18 protein-coding genes are annotated in these 17,719 nt (G+C 65.7%); 9 read left to right on the top strand and 9 right to left on the bottom strand.

The window, feature by feature from the left end; all coding sequences use genetic code 11:
* Positions 1-18 precede the first annotated feature (18 nt).
* Positions 19-468 carry a response regulator transcription factor gene (locus tag GFY24_RS01320; protein ID WP_228565891.1) on the top strand — a complete coding sequence of 150 codons (450 nt, stop codon included), beginning with the start codon at positions 19-21 and terminating at the stop codon, positions 466-468.
* A gap of 172 nt (positions 469-640) precedes the next feature.
* Here GFY24_RS01320 and GFY24_RS01315 read toward each other — a convergent pair whose 3' ends face one another.
* Positions 641-1,123, bottom strand: coding sequence for a hypothetical protein (locus GFY24_RS01315; protein ID WP_309230290.1), 483 nt, complete (start codon positions 1,121-1,123; stop codon positions 641-643).
* 354 nt (positions 1,124-1,477) lie between these two features.
* On the opposite strand from GFY24_RS01315, the gene GFY24_RS01310 reads away from it, so the two are divergent.
* Both GFY24_RS01310 and GFY24_RS01305 read left to right on the top strand, forming a co-directional pair.
* Positions 1,478-2,062: a DUF4282 domain-containing protein gene (locus tag GFY24_RS01310; RefSeq protein ID WP_153803089.1), complete on the top strand. Its 585-nt coding sequence runs from the start codon at positions 1,478-1,480 to the stop codon at positions 2,060-2,062.
* A gap of 40 nt (positions 2,063-2,102) precedes the next feature.
* Positions 2,103-2,975, top strand: a complete 873-nt coding sequence (locus GFY24_RS01305; protein ID WP_153803088.1) for a helix-turn-helix transcriptional regulator — start codon at positions 2,103-2,105, stop codon at positions 2,973-2,975.
* Positions 2,976-2,984: 9 nt separating this feature from the next.
* Here GFY24_RS01305 and GFY24_RS01300 read toward each other — a convergent pair whose 3' ends face one another.
* On the bottom strand, positions 2,985-3,386 hold the full coding sequence (locus tag GFY24_RS01300; RefSeq protein ID WP_153803087.1) for a MarR family transcriptional regulator: 402 nt from the start codon (positions 3,384-3,386) through the stop codon (positions 2,985-2,987).
* An 87-nt stretch (positions 3,387-3,473) separates the two neighbouring features.
* Here GFY24_RS01300 and GFY24_RS01295 point away from each other — a divergent pair, with 87 nt between their 5' ends.
* Positions 3,474-4,943 carry an MFS transporter gene (locus tag GFY24_RS01295; RefSeq protein ID WP_309230288.1) on the top strand — a complete coding sequence of 490 codons (1,470 nt, stop codon included), beginning with the start codon at positions 3,474-3,476 and terminating at the stop codon, positions 4,941-4,943.
* A 105-nt stretch (positions 4,944-5,048) separates the two neighbouring features.
* Here GFY24_RS01295 and GFY24_RS01290 read toward each other — a convergent pair whose 3' ends face one another.
* Positions 5,049-5,615, bottom strand: coding sequence for a dTDP-4-dehydrorhamnose 3,5-epimerase family protein (locus tag GFY24_RS01290; RefSeq protein WP_153803473.1), 567 nt, complete (start codon positions 5,613-5,615; stop codon positions 5,049-5,051).
* Between the two features lie 2 nt (positions 5,616-5,617).
* Positions 5,618-6,490 carry a glucose-1-phosphate thymidylyltransferase RfbA gene (gene rfbA, locus GFY24_RS01285; protein WP_153803085.1) on the bottom strand — a complete coding sequence of 291 codons (873 nt, stop codon included), beginning with the start codon at positions 6,488-6,490 and terminating at the stop codon, positions 5,618-5,620.
* Between the two features lie 245 nt (positions 6,491-6,735).
* Between rfbA and GFY24_RS01280 the strand changes: the two genes are divergently transcribed.
* Positions 6,736-7,731 carry an alpha/beta hydrolase gene (locus GFY24_RS01280; protein ID WP_153803084.1) on the top strand — a complete coding sequence of 332 codons (996 nt, stop codon included), beginning with the start codon at positions 6,736-6,738 and terminating at the stop codon, positions 7,729-7,731.
* 87 nt (positions 7,732-7,818) lie between these two features.
* Here the strand turns inward: GFY24_RS01280 and GFY24_RS01275 are convergent, their stop codons facing one another.
* Entirely contained in the window at positions 7,819-8,532 is a 714-nt protein-coding gene (locus GFY24_RS01275; RefSeq protein ID WP_153803083.1) for a hypothetical protein, read from the bottom strand.
* A 438-nt stretch (positions 8,533-8,970) separates the two neighbouring features.
* On the opposite strand from GFY24_RS01275, the gene rfbB reads away from it, so the two are divergent.
* Complete coding sequence (gene rfbB / locus GFY24_RS01270; RefSeq protein WP_309230284.1) at positions 8,971-9,975, top strand: dTDP-glucose 4,6-dehydratase; 1,005 nt, start codon at positions 8,971-8,973, stop codon at positions 9,973-9,975.
* 184 nt (positions 9,976-10,159) lie between these two features.
* On the opposite strand, the gene GFY24_RS01265 is transcribed toward rfbB, so the two are convergent.
* Both GFY24_RS01265 and GFY24_RS01260 read right to left on the bottom strand, forming a co-directional pair.
* Positions 10,160-11,854, bottom strand: a complete 1,695-nt coding sequence (locus GFY24_RS01265) for a DUF2142 domain-containing protein (protein ID WP_309230283.1) — start codon at positions 11,852-11,854, stop codon at positions 10,160-10,162.
* A 32-nt stretch (positions 11,855-11,886) separates the two neighbouring features.
* On the bottom strand, positions 11,887-12,861 hold the full coding sequence (locus tag GFY24_RS01260; protein ID WP_309230282.1) for a glycosyltransferase: 975 nt from the start codon (positions 12,859-12,861) through the stop codon (positions 11,887-11,889).
* A gap of 79 nt (positions 12,862-12,940) precedes the next feature.
* Between GFY24_RS01260 and GFY24_RS01255 the strand changes: the two genes are divergently transcribed.
* Together GFY24_RS01255 and GFY24_RS01250 are read left to right on the top strand one after the other, a co-directional pair.
* Positions 12,941-13,477, top strand: coding sequence for a GtrA family protein (locus GFY24_RS01255; RefSeq protein WP_309230280.1), 537 nt, complete (start codon positions 12,941-12,943; stop codon positions 13,475-13,477).
* A gap of 252 nt (positions 13,478-13,729) precedes the next feature.
* Entirely contained in the window at positions 13,730-15,631 is a 1,902-nt protein-coding gene (locus GFY24_RS01250) for a glycosyltransferase (RefSeq protein ID WP_153803080.1), read from the top strand.
* 51 nt (positions 15,632-15,682) lie between these two features.
* On the opposite strand, the gene GFY24_RS01245 is transcribed toward GFY24_RS01250, so the two are convergent.
* Complete coding sequence (locus GFY24_RS01245; protein WP_153803079.1) at positions 15,683-16,276, bottom strand: TetR/AcrR family transcriptional regulator; 594 nt, start codon at positions 16,274-16,276, stop codon at positions 15,683-15,685.
* A 21-nt stretch (positions 16,277-16,297) separates the two neighbouring features.
* On the opposite strand from GFY24_RS01245, the gene GFY24_RS01240 reads away from it, so the two are divergent.
* Complete coding sequence (locus GFY24_RS01240) at positions 16,298-16,669, top strand: hypothetical protein (RefSeq protein ID WP_153803078.1); 372 nt, start codon at positions 16,298-16,300, stop codon at positions 16,667-16,669.
* An 84-nt stretch (positions 16,670-16,753) separates the two neighbouring features.
* On the opposite strand, the gene GFY24_RS01235 is transcribed toward GFY24_RS01240, so the two are convergent.
* The gene (locus GFY24_RS01235; protein ID WP_153803077.1) at positions 16,754-17,602 is read right to left on the bottom strand and encodes an NAD(P)-dependent oxidoreductase; all 849 of its coding nucleotides are present in this window, start codon (positions 17,600-17,602) and stop codon (positions 16,754-16,756) included.
* Positions 17,603-17,719: the final 117 nt, after the last annotated feature.

Raw genomic sequence — 17,719 nt, 5'->3', positions numbered from 1 at the left:
GGCGACCAGGCTTGCCACATGCGGTTTCTGGAGCGAACACAAGCACTCGACGCCCTGCGCGCCGCCTGGGACGAGATTGCCGCGGGCACCGGATCGGTGGTGGTGCTCAGTCTCGGCGGTGAATCCGGTCTGTTCATCCGCCTGCCCGACCAGCCGCCCGCCCCTGCGGCTCCCCGCGTCGTCCCCGGCCTCACCAGCCGCCAGCAGGACGTCCTGGACCTACTTTGCGCGGGCCTGACGAATGCGGAGATCGCCGAATACCTGGTGCTCTCGGTCCGTACCGTCGACCACCACGTCTCGGCCATCCTGCGCCGCCTGGGCGTCCACAATCGCCGCGCCGCCCGAGCCAAGGTCCTCGATCACGCGCTGCCCCTGCAATCTGGCCATCTCCGCCGCCCCAGAGCGATACTCCCGCATCTCAACTCGCACCAACCCCAAAGTTCGCGGCCCGCCCCGTTTCTGGACTGAGCGGAGGGAGGGAAGAAACGGGGCTTCGGGGGCCGCGAACCGCCGGAGCGAAGCGGAGGCAAATTGAACACAGCAAAACCGCGGATGCCGGGGTGCATCCGCGGTTGCTGGGGTTATAGCTACGAGCTACTGGAGGGAGTGCTTATTCACCTGTGGTGCAGCACTTTTCCCTTCAGGAGGCGATTCGGGCCGCCTGCGGCTTGACGCCTTTGGCGGCGGCGCGCACCGCCGCGGCGATGGCTACCACCGGCGGCACCCAGCGCGCCTCGTGCGGGGCCACGCCCCAGCAGGCCGAGCCGTCGAACAGCTGGGTCGGCGGCAGCGGGATGCCCGCGCCGTCGGTGTGCACGATGACACCCGCCGCGCGCAGCGCCTCGATGGCCATGGCGGCCTTGCGCAGGCCGGTCACCAGGTGGATCTCGCGGCGCTCGGCGCCCGGGATCTCGATGACCGGACCGGTCAGGTCGTTGGCCCGCAGGTAGCGGCGCACGAAGGCCGCGGTCTCGCCCGTGACCTCGATGCCCGACAGATTTTCATCGGTGACCAGGCTGATGCCATTGGCCGTTTCGGCGACCGTCCATCCACGCTCGGTGTACTCCTGCGCAGAGGCGGCCAGTGCTGCCGCCATGACGGAAGACGAAAACGTCGTACGCACTGGTTTCTCCATTCCCCGGTAGATCTATGTCCTGCTCTGTGCGAGGTATCGGATCGGGGCGTTCGCTCCGTTACATGTTCTTTTTGCCGCGTCATGGTTTTTCCCTCCAAAAGAGACGGCTCGTCGTTGTAGCTGGCATGACAGCGCCTTCGTCGCATAAGCGACATATCGATCGGAGGGGTCCGCTGCCTGCGAAGACAGCGTCAAGGGAGCTATCGGCCGCGCGGCCCCCCGTTCGTTGCGTCCGGGGCGCGAAAGTGTTCTAGAACACATTGCCGCCACCTGTCCCGGCGTGGGGATTGCGATGAGACTTCGCAGGGTCGAAAAGATCTGCGGGGAGAGGAGATCGGCGGCATGACCGACCAATCGAACGGTAAGACAGCCGAACTCGGCGAGCTGGAGGTCGAGGAGTTCGAGATCGGGCGGTGGGCCGCCTTCCGGGACTCCGCGACGCGGCGCATGACCCGCAGGCTCGAACAGGAGGCCGTCGCCGAGGAGGAGCCGGTCGAACCCTTCGCCAGCCCAGGTGCTTTCGGCTCCTGGAGTGTGGACGCCGCCAAGGCGCTACTGGATGTGCAGTTCCATCGCGCGGCCACCCACACCTTGCTGCCGATGGCCTATCTACTGGGCCTGGCAGCGGCTTTCGTCATTCCGATCGTGGGAACCATAGGGCTGTGGCGTGTTTCGGCCTGGCTGGGCATCGTCTTCGCGGTGGTCTTCGCGATTCCGCTGGGCCTCATCATTGCCGCGGTGGTCCGCCTGCTGCTCGAGTTCGTCCTCGACGTCTCCCGTTTGGCAAGCCGGGTGGAGCACATCGCCGAGATGGGCGACGATCTGTTCCAGGCGCTCTCGGATGTGGCCGAACCGGTCAATCAATTGTCGGAAGACGTTCGCGCCGTGCAGTTCTGGCGGTTCGGGAAGCGGTCGCAGCGCAAGTAATTGTGCAACAATGCGAGCGCAAGACTCGTAAGGGGGAGGGATGGCACTACCGCAGGGGATCACCGGATCCACCATGCCGCGGCGGCAACTCGGCCGTCACCTGCGTGACCTGCGCAATCGCGCCCGGATGACGACCCGGGTGGCAGCGCAGCGGCTGGAATGGTCCGAAGCAAAGATCTGGCGCATAGAAACAGGGCAGACCTCGCTGCGCAGCCTCGATGTCGAGGCCATGTGCCGCATCTACGGTGCGCCCGAGGACGCCATCGAACCGCTCACCGCCCTGGCTAGGGAAACCAAGGCGCGCGGCTGGTGGACCGAGTACGGCGATGTGATCGACGAGGGGTACGAGGTCTACATCGGGCTCGAGGAGGCCGCGGCGCGGCTCACCACCTACGAAAACGAGTTGGTGCCGGGGCTTCTGCAAACCGAGGCGTATATGCGCGCGGTATTGGCGGGGGCGAATCCGGGCATCTCGGCCGAGCAGATGGACCGCCGCGTGCGGGTCCGCACCGCTCGGCAATCACTGCTCACGCGGGCCGAATCGCCGGTGCAGGTCGATGTGATCATCTCCGAGGCGGTGCTGTGGCATCGCATCGGCGGGGATGAGGTGACCATCGGTCAGCTGGACAAGCTGCGCAAATTCGGCGAGCTGTCGAATGTGCGGCTGCGCCTGCTGCCCGCGGACTGCGGCTACCACCACGGTATGGATGCCGGACGTTTCGTCCTGCTCGAATTCCCCTCCACCGCAACCGAACAGACCGAACCGCCGGTCGTCTACGTGGAATCCCTCACGGGCGCTTCCTATTTGGACAAAGAACACGATGTGGAGCGTTACCGCGAAGCCTTCGCGGCCGCGGCGACCATCGCGGTGGACGCGCTTCCGATGATCGAAACCATTCGCGCCACCGTCTGATTCGCGCCGCTAGTGCTGGAGTGACTGCTCCAGCACTTCGCGGTGGGTCGGGGCCGCCTTCGCGTGCAGTTCGCGCCCCTTGTCGGTCAGGCAGACGAAGATCGCGCGCCGGTCCTGTTCGCACAGGCTGCGGCTGACCAATCCATCGCGTTCCAGCCTGGCCACCGCGCGGGAGAGCGCGCTCTGGCTGAGGTGGATGTCATGAGCGAGATCGCTCATCTTGTAGCTCTCGACGCCGGCGTCCATGAGCCGGTCGAGGGTTTCGAATTCGCTGAGCCCGAGGTGGTGGCGGCCTTGCAGTTCCTTCTCGAGGGCGCAGGAGGTCGTCGCGTGCCGGGCCAGCAGATCGCGCCACTGCGCTACGAGAGCGCTCGGGACGACCTGATCGACAGTCGTTGTCGGCTTCGGCATGGCCGCCATCTTAGTGCGCCCGCGCAACCCATGCAACCGCATTTAATGTGTAGACAACTTATGCGCACGCATGTACTGTCCTCTCTCGTGACTTCCACAGACCTACGCCCCGCAGTGAGCACCGCGGCAGACTCCACGCAGTGGACGCTCCGGCTCTGGGGCATGCTCATCACCCTGTGCATCGTGCTGTTCCTCGACGGCCTGGACGTGTCGATGATCGGCGTCGCCCTCCCGTCCATCGGCACCGAACTCGACCTGCAGACCTCGACGCTGCAGTGGCTGGTCAGCGGATACGTTCTCGGCTACGGCGGCCTGCTGCTGCTCGGCGGGCGCACCGCCGATCTGCTCGGCCGCCGCAAGGTCTTCCTGATCGCACTGGCCGTCTTCGCCATCGCTTCTCTCGCAGGCGCTTTGGTGAGCTCCGGCCCGCTGCTGATCCTCACCCGATTCATCAAGGGCCTGGCCGCCGCGTTCACCGCGCCGACCGGACTCTCCATCATCACCACGAATTTCGCCGAGGGCCCGGCTCGTAACAAGGCGCTCTCCATCTACACCGTGTTCGGTGCGGGCGGCTACTCCATGGGCCTGCTCTTCGGCGGACTCATGACCGGTCTCGGCTGGCGCTGGACCTTCCTGCTGCCCTTCCCGGTCGCCATCGCGGCCCTGATCGCGGCCTTCTACCTGGTGCCCAAGGACGGGCCCGCCGAGGAGGGCGGTCACGATCTGCTCGGTGCGCTGCTGTCCACCTCGGGCATGCTGCTGCTGGTCTACACCGTGGTCTCGGCTCCGGAGGCCGGCTGGGCCTCGGCTCGCACCATCATCTCGTTCGTCGCCGTCGCCGCGCTCTTCGCCGGATTCGTCGCGGTCGAGAAGCGGGTGCGCTACCCCCTTGTGCGCCTCGGCATTCTGAAGAAGCCGACGCTGTGGCGGGCCAGCCTGGCCATTATCGCGGTCGCCGGTTCGTTCTTCAGCTGGCAGTTCATCACCACGCTGTACCTGCAGGACACTCTCGGCTGGTCGCCGCTGAAGCTGTCGCTCGCGCTGCTGCCCGTCGGTCTGCTGGTGGTCGCCTCCGCGTTCGTCTCGGACAAGCTGGTCGATCGCTTCGGCACCGGCCCGATCATCGCGGTCACCATGGTGATCATGGCCATCGGCTACCTGATGTACCTGCGCATCGACACCGCCCCGGCCTACCTGACGGTGCTGCTGCCCGCCGTACTGCTGGTCGGTATCGGCTGGGTCGGCTTCCCCGCCATCAATATTCAGGCCACCAGCGGAATCGATGACGACGAACAGGGCCTGGCGGCCGGTGTGCTGCAGACCGCCATGCAGGTCGGTGCGGCCATCGTGCTCGCGGTGACCACCGCGATCATCTCCTCCGGATCGCATACCGACACCAGCCCCGCCGCGGTGCTCGACAACTACCGTCCCGGACTGCAATTCGCCGCCGGGGTCGCCATTGTCGGTGCGCTGGTTGCCCTTACGGTCTACCTGCCCAAGCGCAAGTCCCGTAAGGCCGCCGAGGCCGCGGAGCCGGAGGTCGCGCTGGTCGGCTGACAATCCACGCCGGGCCGCGCCCGCCGCTCACACGGGCGACGCTCGGTCGACCGAAAGACGCTGGGGCGCACCGTATTACGGTGCGCCCCAGTTGCATGTCCACGCTCAGTGCGGAAGTTTCAGATCCGCCAATCGCGGTGCCGCCGCATCCTTCGGCGAGCGGGTGAAGCTCAGCGGTTTGCCGTAGCGATCCACCTTCGGCCATTCGATCCCCAGATCCGGATCGAAAGCGTCCAGATCCCGGTCGAATTCGGGCGAGTACTCCAGCGAGCAGAGATAGATGACGGTGGAATCATCCTCGAGCGAGAGCAGCGCGTGCCCGAGCCCCTCCGCGAGGAACACCGACTTGCGCTCCACATCGTCGATCACCACGCTGTCCCACTGCCCGAAGGTCGGCGACCCGGGCCGCAGATCCACCACCACATCCAGGAACGCCCCGCGCACGCAGGTCACATACTTGGCCTGCCCCGGCGGATCCTGCGTGTAATGAATCCCGCGCAGCACCCCCGCCGCCGAGGTCGAGGTATTGACCTGCAGCAGTTCGAATCCCCGCCCCACGATCTTCTCGAACTCCGAGGACTTGAAGGTCTCGGCGAAGACCCCGCGCTCGTCGCCGTGCAGGTCCGGGGTGAATTCCCAGGACCCCGGAATGGCCAGTTCGCGAATCCGCATACTCACTCGTCTCGTCCCTGTTCCAGCAGGCGCAGCAGGTAGGCCCCGTAACCGGAGCGCACCAGCGGCCGGGCGGCCGCGTCCAATTGCTCGTCGTCGATGAAACCCATACGCCAGGCCACCTCCTCGGGTACCCCGATCTTCAGGCCCTGGCGCTCCTCGATGGTACGGACGTAGTTGGCCGCGTCCAGCAGCGAATCGAAGGTGCCGGTGTCCAGCCAGGCGGTGCCGCGGCGCAGCACCTCCACATTCAATCGGCCCTGTTCGAGATAGGCGCGATTGATATCGGTGATCTCGTATTCGCCGCGATCGGACGGCTTCAGTTCGCGCGCGATCTCGAGGACGTCGTTGTCGTAGAAGTACAGCCCCGGAATCGCGTAGTTGGAGCGCGGCGCTTTCGGCTTCTCCTCGATGGAAATGGCCTTGCCGTCGGCGAATTCGACCACGCCGTACGCGGTCGGATCCGAGACCCGGTAGGCGAAGACCGCGCCGCCGTCCACCTGCGCGTACTGCCGCAGATTGGTGCCGAGGCCGGGGCCGTGGAAGATATTGTCGCCCAGCACGAGTGCGGCGGGCTCGTTGCCGATGTGCTCCGCGCCGAGCACGAAGGCGCGGGCCAATCCATCCGGCTGGGGTTGCACGACATAGCTGAGGTTGAGCCCGAACCGGCTGCCGTCACCGAGTAGCCGGTGGAACGCCGCCGCGTCCTCGGGGGTCGTAATGACCAGGATGTCCCGAATGCCCGCCAGCATGAGGGTGGACAGCGGGTAGTACACCATCGGTTTGTCGTAGACCGGGACAAGCTGTTTGCTCACCCCGCGCGTGATCGGGTGCAGACGTGACCCGGTGCCGCCGGCCAGGATGATTCCACGCATGTCACGAGAGTCTGCCAGTTCCATCCCGAGCGGGAGCGGTGAGGTTCCGACTGCACGGCGAAACGGTCACAACCGTTTGCGGCCATACCGATACGGCGATATCTGTTGCATAGGTCACGTTCTCGTGGTGTTCTGAAATAACGCTATGTGAGATGTCAGCGCCGACTCTCCCGCGCCGGGTAACCGAGCCCTCCTTCGGTCACCGGACGAACGGCTCGGCGCGCCAACAACGAAGTAGGTGCGCAATGGCGAGTACCCGCAAACACCATGCCGATGCTCCGGTGATCAATCCCGGCAATGTGAGCGTCTACGCGCGCACCCTCGAAGTGGCCTGCCGCAGCACGATTCGGCCCGCCGGCGAGCTCATGACCCTCACCGAAGGCGCCATGCCGATCGTCAGCGGTGTCATCAACACCCTCGCCAAACTGCGGCTCGCGCCCCGGGGAGTGGAACGGGAACAGGTACGGCTCAACGGCTTCCGCATGGAGATCGTGCGCCCCGCCGGAGCCCGCAGCTCGCTGAGCGACGGCGTCGTCATGTACATGCACGGCGGCGGCTTCTTCCTCTGCGGACTCGATACGCACCGGCCCGTGGTGGCCGCCATCGCCCGGCGCACCGGAATGCCCGTGGTGAGCGTGGAGTACCGGCAACTGCCGCAGACCGATATCGCCGGTTCGGTCGCCGACTGCCTGACCGCGTACCAATGGCTGCTCTCGCACGGCGTGCCCGCCTCGCGCATCGTCTTCGCCGGTGACTCCGCCGGCGGCTATATGACCTTCGCGACCGCTCTGCGCGCCCGCGATACCGGACTCCCGGTGCCCGCCGGACTCGTCGGCCTGTGCCCCGCGCTGGATCTGGACTGCACCGAGAAGCGCGCGCACCCCAACTACCGTCGCGATCCGCTCATCCCGCTGTCGGCGCTGGAGGCCGTGGTGAAACTCGGTGCGGAGGTGAACGGCCACCTGGATCCGCAGCTCTCACCGGTCAACAATCCGCTCGCCGGCCTGCCGCCCGCCCTGCTCATCGCCGCCGAGGACGAAGTGCTGCGCCGGGACAGCGAGATCATGGCGCAGCGGCTCGCGCAGGCGGGCGTACCGGCCACCCTGGAGATCTGGCGCGGTCAGGTGCACGCCTTCATGGCCATCTTCCCGAATATGCCCGAGAGCCGGGCCGCGCTCGCGCACGTCGCCCAATTCGTCCGTGCCCGAATCGAATCCGCGCAGATCGCGCGCACGGCGTGAGCTGATCCGGAGACGACGAATCCCCCGCCCGGGTGGTCCGGACGGGGGATTCGCTGGTGCTACGGGCGATTACTCGCGCCGACGCGATTACTTCGCGGGGGCGGGAACGATCGGGGCAGCGTTGATGGTGGTGAAGTACTGCACGGCGGCCAGGATCGCGACCGGGGCGGTGATGAAGATCTGACCGGCCAGGGTGCCCAGGAAGCCGACGACGCTCATGCCGACGATGCAACCGACGGCCGCGCCGCCGAGAGCGCCGAACATCAGGGTCAGGGTGCCGGTCACGGCACCGGCGGTGGCGCCACCGATGAGGCAGCCCACGGCCGCGCCGCCGATGCCACCGACCAGGGTGCCGATGGTGGCGCCCATGGAGATGGTGTCCTTCAGGCGGTTCCAGGCGGCCTGCTCACGGTCGTAGTCGTTCTTCCAGGGAGCCTGGTTCTCGTAAGGCAGGGCGACCGGCTTGTAGACAGCCTTGTCGGAGTTGAACTCGGGGGTCAGCGTCGCGGTGTGATCCGAGATGTTCGCGGCGATGGGGAACTCGAAATCGTCGACACGGAACTTCAGTTCGGAACCGGCGACGGTGGTGCCGTTGGCGGCCTTGACCTTGAAGACACCGTCCTCGACGACCATGGAACCGGAGTCGGTCCGGATGATGGTCTGGGTATCGGTGTTGGTCGCGGTGTAGTTGATCGGCGCGTTCTCGTCAGCGGTCGCGGGGGCCGCGTTGACGGTACCGGCGGTGATGCCCATCGCGGCGATCAGCAGCGCCGACGTGGCGGCGAATTTCCTCATCAGCATTTTTTCTCAGAACCTCATCGGAAGAGCTCGGGGGGACAACGAGAATCGAAATCCAGGACAGCTAACGCGCGGTGAACCGACTGTGACCGTTCGTTCAAGTTCCGTTCACCGGTCTGATCATGCGGTTCGTCAGGTTCCGGAAATGCGCTGCATAAGTACAGTTTTCGGGTTTGTCTATAAACACCCGGTTCGTTACCGAGAGGTCTGTTTGTGTCGAAGGTCACACGCGTCGCTCGGAAATTCGGAATGAATCACGAGTGAAAGTCTCGGAGCCGCCGAGGAATTGCGACTTTCGGTATGACGAACGCGTTTTCGCGTGGATATATTGTTTCCTTCTCGTGTCCGATACCGCGCACGGGAAGTGGGCAATCGGTGTAGGAATCGCAACACTCCGGACCGCCCGGCGGTGGACATCGAACGCGACGTAGGGTTTTCGATGTGCGATTGCTCGTAACCGGAGGCGCCGGCTTCATCGGCGCGAACTTCGTTCATCAGACCTTGGCCACCCGTCCCGGCGTTCAGGTGACCGTGCTCGACAAACTCACCTATGCGGGAAACCGGGTCTCGTTGGCGCCCATCGCCGATCACATCGAGTTCGTGCACGGCGACATCGCCGATGCCGCGCTGGTGGATCGTCTGGTCGGTGGTGTGGACGCGGTGGTGCATTTCGCCGCCGAATCACACAACGACAATTCCCTGGCCGATCCATGGCCGTTCGTGCAGACCAATATTGTCGGCACCTATTCGCTGCTGCAGGCCGTGCGCAAGCATCAGGTGCGGTACCACCACATCTCCACCGATGAGGTCTACGGCGATCTGGAGCTCGACGATCCGAGCGCGTTCACCGAGGCCACGCCCTACAACCCGTCCAGTCCGTACTCCGCCAGCAAGGCGTCGAGCGACATGCTGGTGCGCGCCTGGGTGCGGTCCTTCGGAGTGCGGGCCACCCTCTCCAACTGCAGCAACAACTATGGCCCGTACCAGCATGTGGAGAAATTCATCCCGCGCCAGATCACCAATCTCATCGACGGTGTGCGGCCACGCCTCTACGGCACCGGACATCAAGTGCGCGACTGGATCCATGTGGACGACCACAACAGCGCCGTCTGGGAAATTCTGGAACGCGGCCGAATCGGGCAGACCTATCTCATCGGCGCCGACGGTGAACGCGACAACAAATCAGTTGTCCAGTTGATTCTGCGGGCCTTCGGCCGCGACGCCGACGACTTCGATCACGTCACCGATCGCCCCGGCCACGATCTGCGCTACGCCATCGATTCTTCGCTGCTGCGTAGCGAACTCGGCTGGAATCCCCAATATGCGGACTTCCGAACCGGATTGGCCGCAACCGTCCAGTGGTACCGCGACAACGAGGACTGGTGGCGCCCCCAGAAGGCCGCCACCGAGACCGCCTACGCGACCGCCGGAGAAAAAGTCCTCTGACCGCGCCGGGCTCACCCCGCGGTGAGCCCACACCAATCACGGCTGTATCCCGACCAATCCTGCGGCGTAGCAGCGAAATCCACATACAGTGCCACCCCGAATGCGCTCCGCCCCGAATCGGTCCGCCCCGGCGATTCGGGCAGGCTGCCGTCATGTTCGAACCCTAGCGAGTTCGGCGCGGGGGTCAGCCCCAGACGAGGGTGGAGTACTTGATTACGGCGGCGGTGAGGGCGACGGTGGTGGAGAGGGTGACGACGATCGCGGGGATGCGGGTGGGGATGCGGCCGTCGGTTCCGGTGAGGCGCAAGGGCATCCAGCGGAGGAAGACGGCGAGGGTCAGTAGGGCCAGCGGGACGAAGTAGCGGCCCTGGACGCCGTCGATCATGAAGTAGCCGACGGGGGTGAAGGACATGTACAGGGTTACGTAGATCATGGCGACGCTGGCCAGCATGGTGAGCAGGACCAGCCAGGTGCGCAGGCGGTCACCGACCATTCGATCGGCGATGCCGATGCTCACCGCGAAGGCCAGCAGGCTGGCGCAGATGGTCAGGGCCGGGACATCGATGTACGAGAAGCCGAGTTCACCGAAGAACTGGGTGAACCAGCGCTCGTCGCGGCGCGCGATGCTATCGCCGAAGACGCTCAGGAAATGCCCGGGGTCGCTGAGGATTTCCTTCAGCTGATCGCCGGGACGGACGCTGCCCCACTGGTCCTTACCGCGCATGAGGCTCATACCGTCGCCGGTGGGCGCGGCGATCTTCATCCACGCCGCGAACGAAATGCCGCCGATGGCCGCTGCTGCCCAAGGCAGTACGCGCTGCCACACGGCGGGGCGCTCGGCATTGCCGAAGCCCAAGCGCTGCGCCGGGATCAGCACGGTGAGCATGGCCAGCAAAACATAGGTGGGCTTGCAGATCGGCAGCAGAATCGTCGCGGCAAGTGCCACAACGGTTTCCGGCCGCGACAGGCGCTGCCCCAGGAACAGGCTCTTCACGATGAGCGCCGAAACCGCCAGTGCCAGTGCGTTTGTCACCGTATCGGCGGTGACGGTGCCGGCCTGGAATACCGCGATCGGCAGTACCGCCACGGTCAGCGCCAGCCACTGCACCCGATGCCCGCGCAGCGCGCGAATCGCGAATCCGACGATCAGCAGATAGGCGAGCAGTCCGGCCCAGCGGGTCGCCAGCACCATCCCGCCGACATCGAGATCCAGCACCTCGGCCAGCCGAATGCCCACCGCCGCAGGCAGATACGGGACGGGGGAGTAGGCGGCGGTATTGGTGAACCACACCTGCGAGGTCTGCTTCGATACCGGCAGTGCGCCCAGCACGTCATAGTCGTGCGGGTTCTCGATCATGGGCTCGGGCTCATCGCGCTTGCTGTTGTAGTCGTCGAACGCGTACCCCGACAGCGCGTTGATGGTGACCGGCACCTGCCCACCCCAGGCGGGCCCGCGATCATCATGAATCTTCTCCGGCGTGAATCCGCCGTGCGCCACCTGATAGGCCCGCCCGAACTGGGTGATCTCGTCATGCCCCCAGAACGGCGGCGTCACCACCGACCACACCGCGCCGAACACACCCGCCAGCAGCAGGAACGCCAAAGTCGCCGCGCCGATGCGCTGTTCGATCCGCGCCGCGGCCCGCGTCCATCCCCCCGGCCGCTCCCCGTCGGCCGCCGGAGCGATCTTCGCCGGTTGCGCCAGTGCCGCCTCGGCAGACTCGACGGCGCTGCCCGACCTGGTTGCCGTGGCAGCCGCCACCGGTTGTGCCGCAAGGGTTTCGGCACCCGATGCGGCCGCCGGAGCGGTGCCGTGGGCCGGATCGGTGACCGTCTCGCCGTGCGGTGTGCTGCCGTTCTCGCCTATTTCGGTTGCCACGATGTCCGATTCTGCTGGACGGTCGACGGCAGTCATCGACGGGGACCACCGGTGTGTTCCTCGGCGCTGTCGTGCGCGCCGACGGCGGAGTAGCGCAGGTACATCAGGCGGGCGGCCTCGTGCCGGGAGCGGCGGATGCCGTCCAGTACCAGGCCCGCGGTCCAGGCCAGGCTGCCCAGCAGCAGCAGCGTGAAGCCCAGGAACAGCGTCGGGAAGCGCGGTACCTCGTGGATCTCGTAGAACTGGATCACGATCGGCGTGATCAGAATGATCGAGATCAGCCAGGCCAGGGTGCCGAACAGGCCGTAGAACGCGACGGGGCGTTCATGCCGGGCCAGGCCGACGATGAGGCGCAGGATCTTGAAACCGTCGTGATAGGTGCGCAGCTTGGATTCGCTGCCCTCCGGCCGATCCTTGAATCCGACCGGTACCGCGGTCTGCGGAACGCGCAGATGCAGGGTATGCACGGTCAATTCGGTTTCGATCTCGAATTCGCGCGACACCGCCGGGAAGCTCTTCACGAATCGCCGGGAGAACACCCGGTATCCGCTCAGCATGTCCTCGACATTCTCGCCGAACACCTGCGCGACAACGCTATTGAGCACCTTATTGCCGGTCTCATGCCCCGGCCGGTACGCGGATTCGCCCGCGATCTCGCGGCGCACGCCCAGTACATGGTCGTACGGTCCCGATAGCAGCGCCTCGATCATCCGCGGTGCGGCGGAGGCGTCATAGGTGTCGTCGCCGTCGATCATCAAATAGACGTCGGCCTCGATATCGGCGAAGGCACGGCGCACCACATTGCCTTTGCCCTTGCGATATTCGTGACGCACGATCGCGCCGGCCTCGCGCGCCCGCTCGGCGGTCGCGTCGGTACTCCGGTTGTCGTAGACATATACGACGATTCCGGGCACGGCGGCCTTGAGGTCGGTGACGACCTGTGCGACCGAGGCCTCTTCGTTGTGGCACGGAACCACGGCGGCAATTCGGAGCTCGGTGGGGTCCACCCGGTCAATCCTCGATGTGATCGGAAGGCAAATACGAACACGGGGAGGGTACCCGAGAATGCTGCGGTACCGTCGCCGAGTGCCCAGCAGTGAGTCGGCCGCCCCCGGCGTCAGCCCTACAGAATCAGCCGTTAGCCCAGCGGAATCCGCCGAGATCGTCCCGCGGTCCCTGATCGACAAGGTGCGCGCGGCATTGAAGCAGGGCGGTGCGTTCCTGGTCGTGGGCCTGCTCGGCTTCGCCGTGGACGCGGGCACCTACAACCTGCTGGTGTTCGCGGGCGGAGAAGGCCCGCTGTTCCAGCAACCGCTACTGGCCAAGATCATCGCCATCGGTGTCGCCACGGTCGTCACCTATTTCGGCAACAAATGGTGGACCTTCGCGCACAAGAAGGGCGGTAGCCAGACCCGCGAATATGTCCTCTACGCACTGTTCAATGTGGTTGCCATCGGATTGCAACTGGCCTGTCTGGGCTTCTCCAGGTATGTACTGCACCTGTCCAGTCCCTTGGCGGACAACATCTCCGGAACACTGGTGGGCCAGATCGTTGCGGTTGTCTTCCGCTACTGGTCCTATGACAAATTCGTGTTCACCGGCGTGCGCGATCAAACCCCTTGAACTCCCACGGATTTCCTGCTTCACCTGGGTGGTTAACGGCCCGGCTCGATTCTGGACTGAGTGGAGCGGAGGAGCGAAGCGGGGGAGCGGAGGGAGGGAAGAATCGGGCTTGCAGGGCCGTTAACCGGCCGGAGCGCAGCGGAGGCAAATAGATATTGATATTGTCGGCCCCGCCGAGCGGTGACAGTGGGTTGTGCGTCCTACGTCGGTGTTGCCGGTGTCTGTTGTTTTCGAGGGATGTCGAGGGAATTCATGGATGCGTCGGCTGGCCAAGCCGTGACCGAAATCAATGATCGGCTCAGTGTCGGAGCCCCCGCGACGCTACGTGCGGACCATGCGGCTCCCGAGCGGCTGGTGTTGGCGCGCGGCCTGTTCACCGGCCCCGCCCCGCGCATCAGCGATGAGCTGTACGCGGTGGTGAAGGGCGGTAAGGCGCACCGCGAACGCTTCAGCCTGCGGCTGGACAAGGGCGCGTCCGCGCACACCAATACCTACTTCGGGCGTTTCGCCGCCAGTTACTGGCAGCGCTGGACCACCGTCACCGCGGTCGAGGTCGCCATGACCCTCGTGGTCGGCGGTAAGACCAAGGTGCGGCTCGCCGCCTCCGATATCGCCGGGCATCGGCGTGTCGCCGCCACCGCGCAGACCAGCGAGTCCGGGCGGGTGGTACTGACCGCCGCTCTGGACATGTTCATCGACGGTGGCGCGATGTGGATCGAGGTCGACGCCATCGGCGGCGAGGTCACCATCACCGATCTGGAGTGGACCGCGCCCGCACCGGACCACATGCGCCCGGTGGCCATTGCCATCTGCACCTTCAACCGCGCCCCGGACTGTGCCGCCACCATGGCCGCGCTGGCCTCGGACGCGACCGTGCTGAACGCCATCGACGCGGTGTACGTGGTCGATCAGGGCACCGATCTGGTGCAGGATCAGCCGGTCTTCGCCGAAACCGCACCCAAGCTCGGTGACAAGCTGCGCTACATCCGGCAGCCGAATCTCGGTGGCGCGGGCGGCTTCACCCGCGGACTCTACGAGGTGTCGGGTGCGAACGAGCACGCCGATGTCATCCTCATGGACGACGACATCCTGTGCGAGCCCGAAACGGTGTTGCGGCTCAACGCCTTCGCGAATATGACCGTCGAACCCACCCTGGTGGGCGCGCAGATGCTGTTCCTGTTCAACCCCGACTACCTCAATGTCGGTGCGGAGGAGACGGATCTGGGCAAGCTGCGGCACGGCCAGAAGGTCTCCAAGGCGCTGCGCAATACCAGCATGCTCAAGAAGCATCAGGAACGCCGCGTGGACGCGGGCTACCAGGCGTGGTGGACCTGCCTGATCCCCGCCGAGGTGGTCAAGAAGATCGGGCTGCCGGTGCCGATCTTCTTCCAGTGGGACGATGTCGAATACGGTTTGCGCGCAAGGGAGAACGGTTTCGTCACCGTCACCCTGCCGAACGCGGCCGTCTGGCACGCCGACTTCTACTGGAAGGATTTCGACGACTGGGCGCGCTACTTCTCCTCGCGCAATTCGCTCATCGTCTCCTCGCTGCACGCCGACCTGGATCCGAAAGCCGTTACCCGGCAACTGTTCCGGGAGATCGCCGAGTACCTGGTCGGCATGCAGTACGGCCTGGCGCACACCACCCTGTCCGGTATCGAGGATTACCTGCGCGGCCCGAAAGCCCTGCAGGACGGCGGAATTCAGGCCCTGGCCGCCGCGCGTGGCTCCCGCTCGGACTACCCGGAGACCATCAAGCATCCGGCCGCCACGGCTCCGGTCGTGAACGCGCACGTGCATCAGCGCCGCGCGGGTGGTGAGCCCAGCCGCCCGCTGTTGATCCTGCTCAAGCGTGCGTTCACGCAGTGGACCGGCCGTACCATTCCGGGTGTCGTCGGGGTCACCCGCGAGGACGCGCACTGGTGGCATGTCGGCCTCTTCGATCACGTGGTCGTCACCGACGCCTCGCAATCCGGTGTCCGAATTCGCCGCCGCGACAAGGAAACCGCGCGTCGGCTGCTGGTCCGCGCCTACCGCGTGCTGAAGCAGCTCCGCGAGGAACTCCCGAGCCTGCAGCGGCAGTGGCGCACCGCCGTGCCGGAACTCACCAGCCGCGAGAACTGGGAACGCCTGTACGGCATCGACCCCAAGTGAGCTGAATACGAATAACGCGGCGGCCGTACCCGATTGGGTGCGGCCGCCGCACTATGCGCGGGTCGCGAGCAGCGTGCGCGTGGCCGCGAGCAGGTCGGCGTCGAGCCACTCCGGGAGCCGGCCGGTGGGGGCGTGACGGCGCAGTGCGGCATAGGGCAGGTCGATGATGGCGCGGCGAATGGCATCCATCTCGCGCTCGCCGTCCGTGCCGTAGACGCCGACGGCTATGCGGCGCAGCTCGGCGAGGAGCGGGGCATTCATCTCCGCGAGGCGCGTGCCGAAATCGGTATCGGGAGCACCGTCCAGGAGATCGCTGGGCCGCAGGTTCAGCAGCAGTTTCGCGTCTTCCAGGTGTTCGCGGCCGAAGACGAGCAGGGCGGTGGTCATGGCCACCGCCGCCTCGATCGGATCGGCCACCGCGCCGGCGGCGGTCAGCGCGCCGGATTGGAAGCGCTCCAGGGCGCGTAGCCAGGCGGCGGCGAGCACGCCATTGCGATTGCCGAAGCGGTGATACAGCGTGCCGACCGGTGCGCCACTGGCCTCGGCGATGGCGGCCACGCTGGCCGCGCGCGGGCCCTCGTGTAGTACCAGGGTGCGCGCGGCGTCCAGGATCACATCGGTGTCGTGCTTGCGGGGAGGGGCCATGTCCTAGTACGTTCCTTCTATATGGAGCAATTGCCCTATATCGATGAGCATTCCACAATAGTCACCGCCGATCGCGCCCACACCTGGGCTGCCCTGCTGCGCACGACCTGCAAGAACCCGGATGATCTCAGCACACTTCCGCGCGGATTCACCCTCGACGAGGCCGACCCGCCGAACCGATTGGCCACCACGGGCCGCCACGCCTTCTCCCGCTACGCCCTGGTCTTCACCCTCACCGAGGAATCTCCCACCCGAACCCGCCTCACCGCCGAGAGCCGGGGCGAATTCCCCGGCCTGCACGGCCGCATCTACCGCGCCCTGGTCATCGGCACCGGCGGCCACCGCCTGGTAGTCCGAAACATGCTGCACCGCATATCCGCCGCGGCCGCGTAACCCCCAGCGCATCGAACAGCCCGTGTGGCGATCGCGCAGCTTCTACCGGGGCTGCGCGATCGCTACACGGGCTTTTCGGTCAGCTCAGAGGAAGAGGTCGGTGGTGAGGGGGCCGTCGCCGGGGATTGCGCGGTACTTGTCCAGATCCGTAATCCCGTGTGCGGCAAGGACTTCGTCATCGATGAAGAAATTTCCCGAGGTGTCCTTGGCGGGGGAGGTCAGGACCAGGTACGCGGCGTCTGCGTAGATGTCGGGGGTGCGGGAGGTGGCGACCATATCGTCGCCGCCGAGCAGGTTGCGGACCGCCGCGGTGGCGATGGTGGTGCGCGGCCAGAGCGAGTTCACGCCGATACCGTATTTGCGCAGCTCCTCCGCCAAACCCAGTGTGGTGAGCGACATTCCGTACTTGGCGATGGTGTAGCCGAGTGAGGCACCCGCCCATTTCGGGTCCAGGTTCAGTGGTGGGGACAGGGTGAGGATGTGCGGATTGCGTCCCGCCTGGGCGGAATCCCGCAACGCCGGAATGCAGGTCTTGGCGAGCAGGAAGCTGCCGCGGCAATTGATGTCCTGCATGAGGTCGTACTTCTTCATGGGCAGAGTCTCGGTGGGGGACAGGTCGATTGCCGACGCGTTGTTCACCACCATGTCGATACCGCCGAAGCGCTGCACGGTCTGCTGTACCGCATCGGCGACCGCGCCGTCATCACGCACATCGCCGACGTATTTGAGTACCGTGCCGCCCGCCTGCTCCAACTCCGCCGCCGCGGTATGGATGGTGCCCGGCAGTTTCGGATGCGGAGCGTCGGTCTTGGCGATCAGGGTGATATTCGCCCCGTCCGCCGCTGCCCGTTTGGCGATCTCCAGCCCGATGCCGCGGCTACCGCCCGACATGATCATGGTTCGGCCCGCCAGCGGTTTCCGTGCTTGCGTCATGGTCAGCTCCCTCTCCCGTGCTGTCGCCCCCGATTCGATAATCCGCGCGTCCATGCGCGGTCGAGGCGAAACCTGCGATTCGGACAGTAGGCGCGATCGATCTATTATGCAACGAGT

This window comes from Nocardia sp. SYP-A9097 (assembly GCF_009649815.1).
Taxonomy (GTDB): Bacteria; Actinomycetota; Actinomycetes; order Mycobacteriales; family Mycobacteriaceae; genus Nocardia.
This window is presented reverse-complemented; position numbering and strand designations above follow the sequence as displayed.

What these genes read in the sequence shown, in the direction of transcription:
- GFY24_RS01320 (WP_228565891.1), top strand. Translation starts at nt 19, where the DNA reads ATGCGGTTTCTGGAGCGAACACAAGCACTCGACGCCCTGCGCGCCGCC.
- GFY24_RS01310 (WP_153803089.1), top strand. Translation starts at nt 1,478, where the DNA reads ATGACCGACCAATCGAACGGTAAGACAGCCGAACTCGGCGAGCTGGAG.
- GFY24_RS01305 (WP_153803088.1), top strand. Translation starts at nt 2,103, where the DNA reads ATGGCACTACCGCAGGGGATCACCGGATCCACCATGCCGCGGCGGCAA.
- GFY24_RS01300 (WP_153803087.1), bottom strand. Translation starts at nt 3,386, where the DNA reads ATGCCGAAGCCGACAACGACTGTCGATCAGGTCGTCCCGAGCGCTCTC.
- GFY24_RS01290 (WP_153803473.1), bottom strand. Translation starts at nt 5,615, where the DNA reads ATGCGGATTCGCGAACTGGCCATTCCGGGGTCCTGGGAATTCACCCCG.
- rfbA (WP_153803085.1), bottom strand. Translation starts at nt 6,490, where the DNA reads ATGCGTGGAATCATCCTGGCCGGCGGCACCGGGTCACGTCTGCACCCG.
- GFY24_RS01280 (WP_153803084.1), top strand. Translation starts at nt 6,736, where the DNA reads ATGGCGAGTACCCGCAAACACCATGCCGATGCTCCGGTGATCAATCCC.
- GFY24_RS01275 (WP_153803083.1), bottom strand. Translation starts at nt 8,532, where the DNA reads ATGCTGATGAGGAAATTCGCCGCCACGTCGGCGCTGCTGATCGCCGCG.
- GFY24_RS01250 (WP_153803080.1), top strand. Translation starts at nt 13,730, where the DNA reads ATGGATGCGTCGGCTGGCCAAGCCGTGACCGAAATCAATGATCGGCTC.
- GFY24_RS01245 (WP_153803079.1), bottom strand. Translation starts at nt 16,276, where the DNA reads ATGGCCCCTCCCCGCAAGCACGACACCGATGTGATCCTGGACGCCGCG.
- GFY24_RS01240 (WP_153803078.1), top strand. Translation starts at nt 16,298, where the DNA reads ATGGAGCAATTGCCCTATATCGATGAGCATTCCACAATAGTCACCGCC.
- GFY24_RS01235 (WP_153803077.1), bottom strand. Translation starts at nt 17,602, where the DNA reads ATGACGCAAGCACGGAAACCGCTGGCGGGCCGAACCATGATCATGTCG.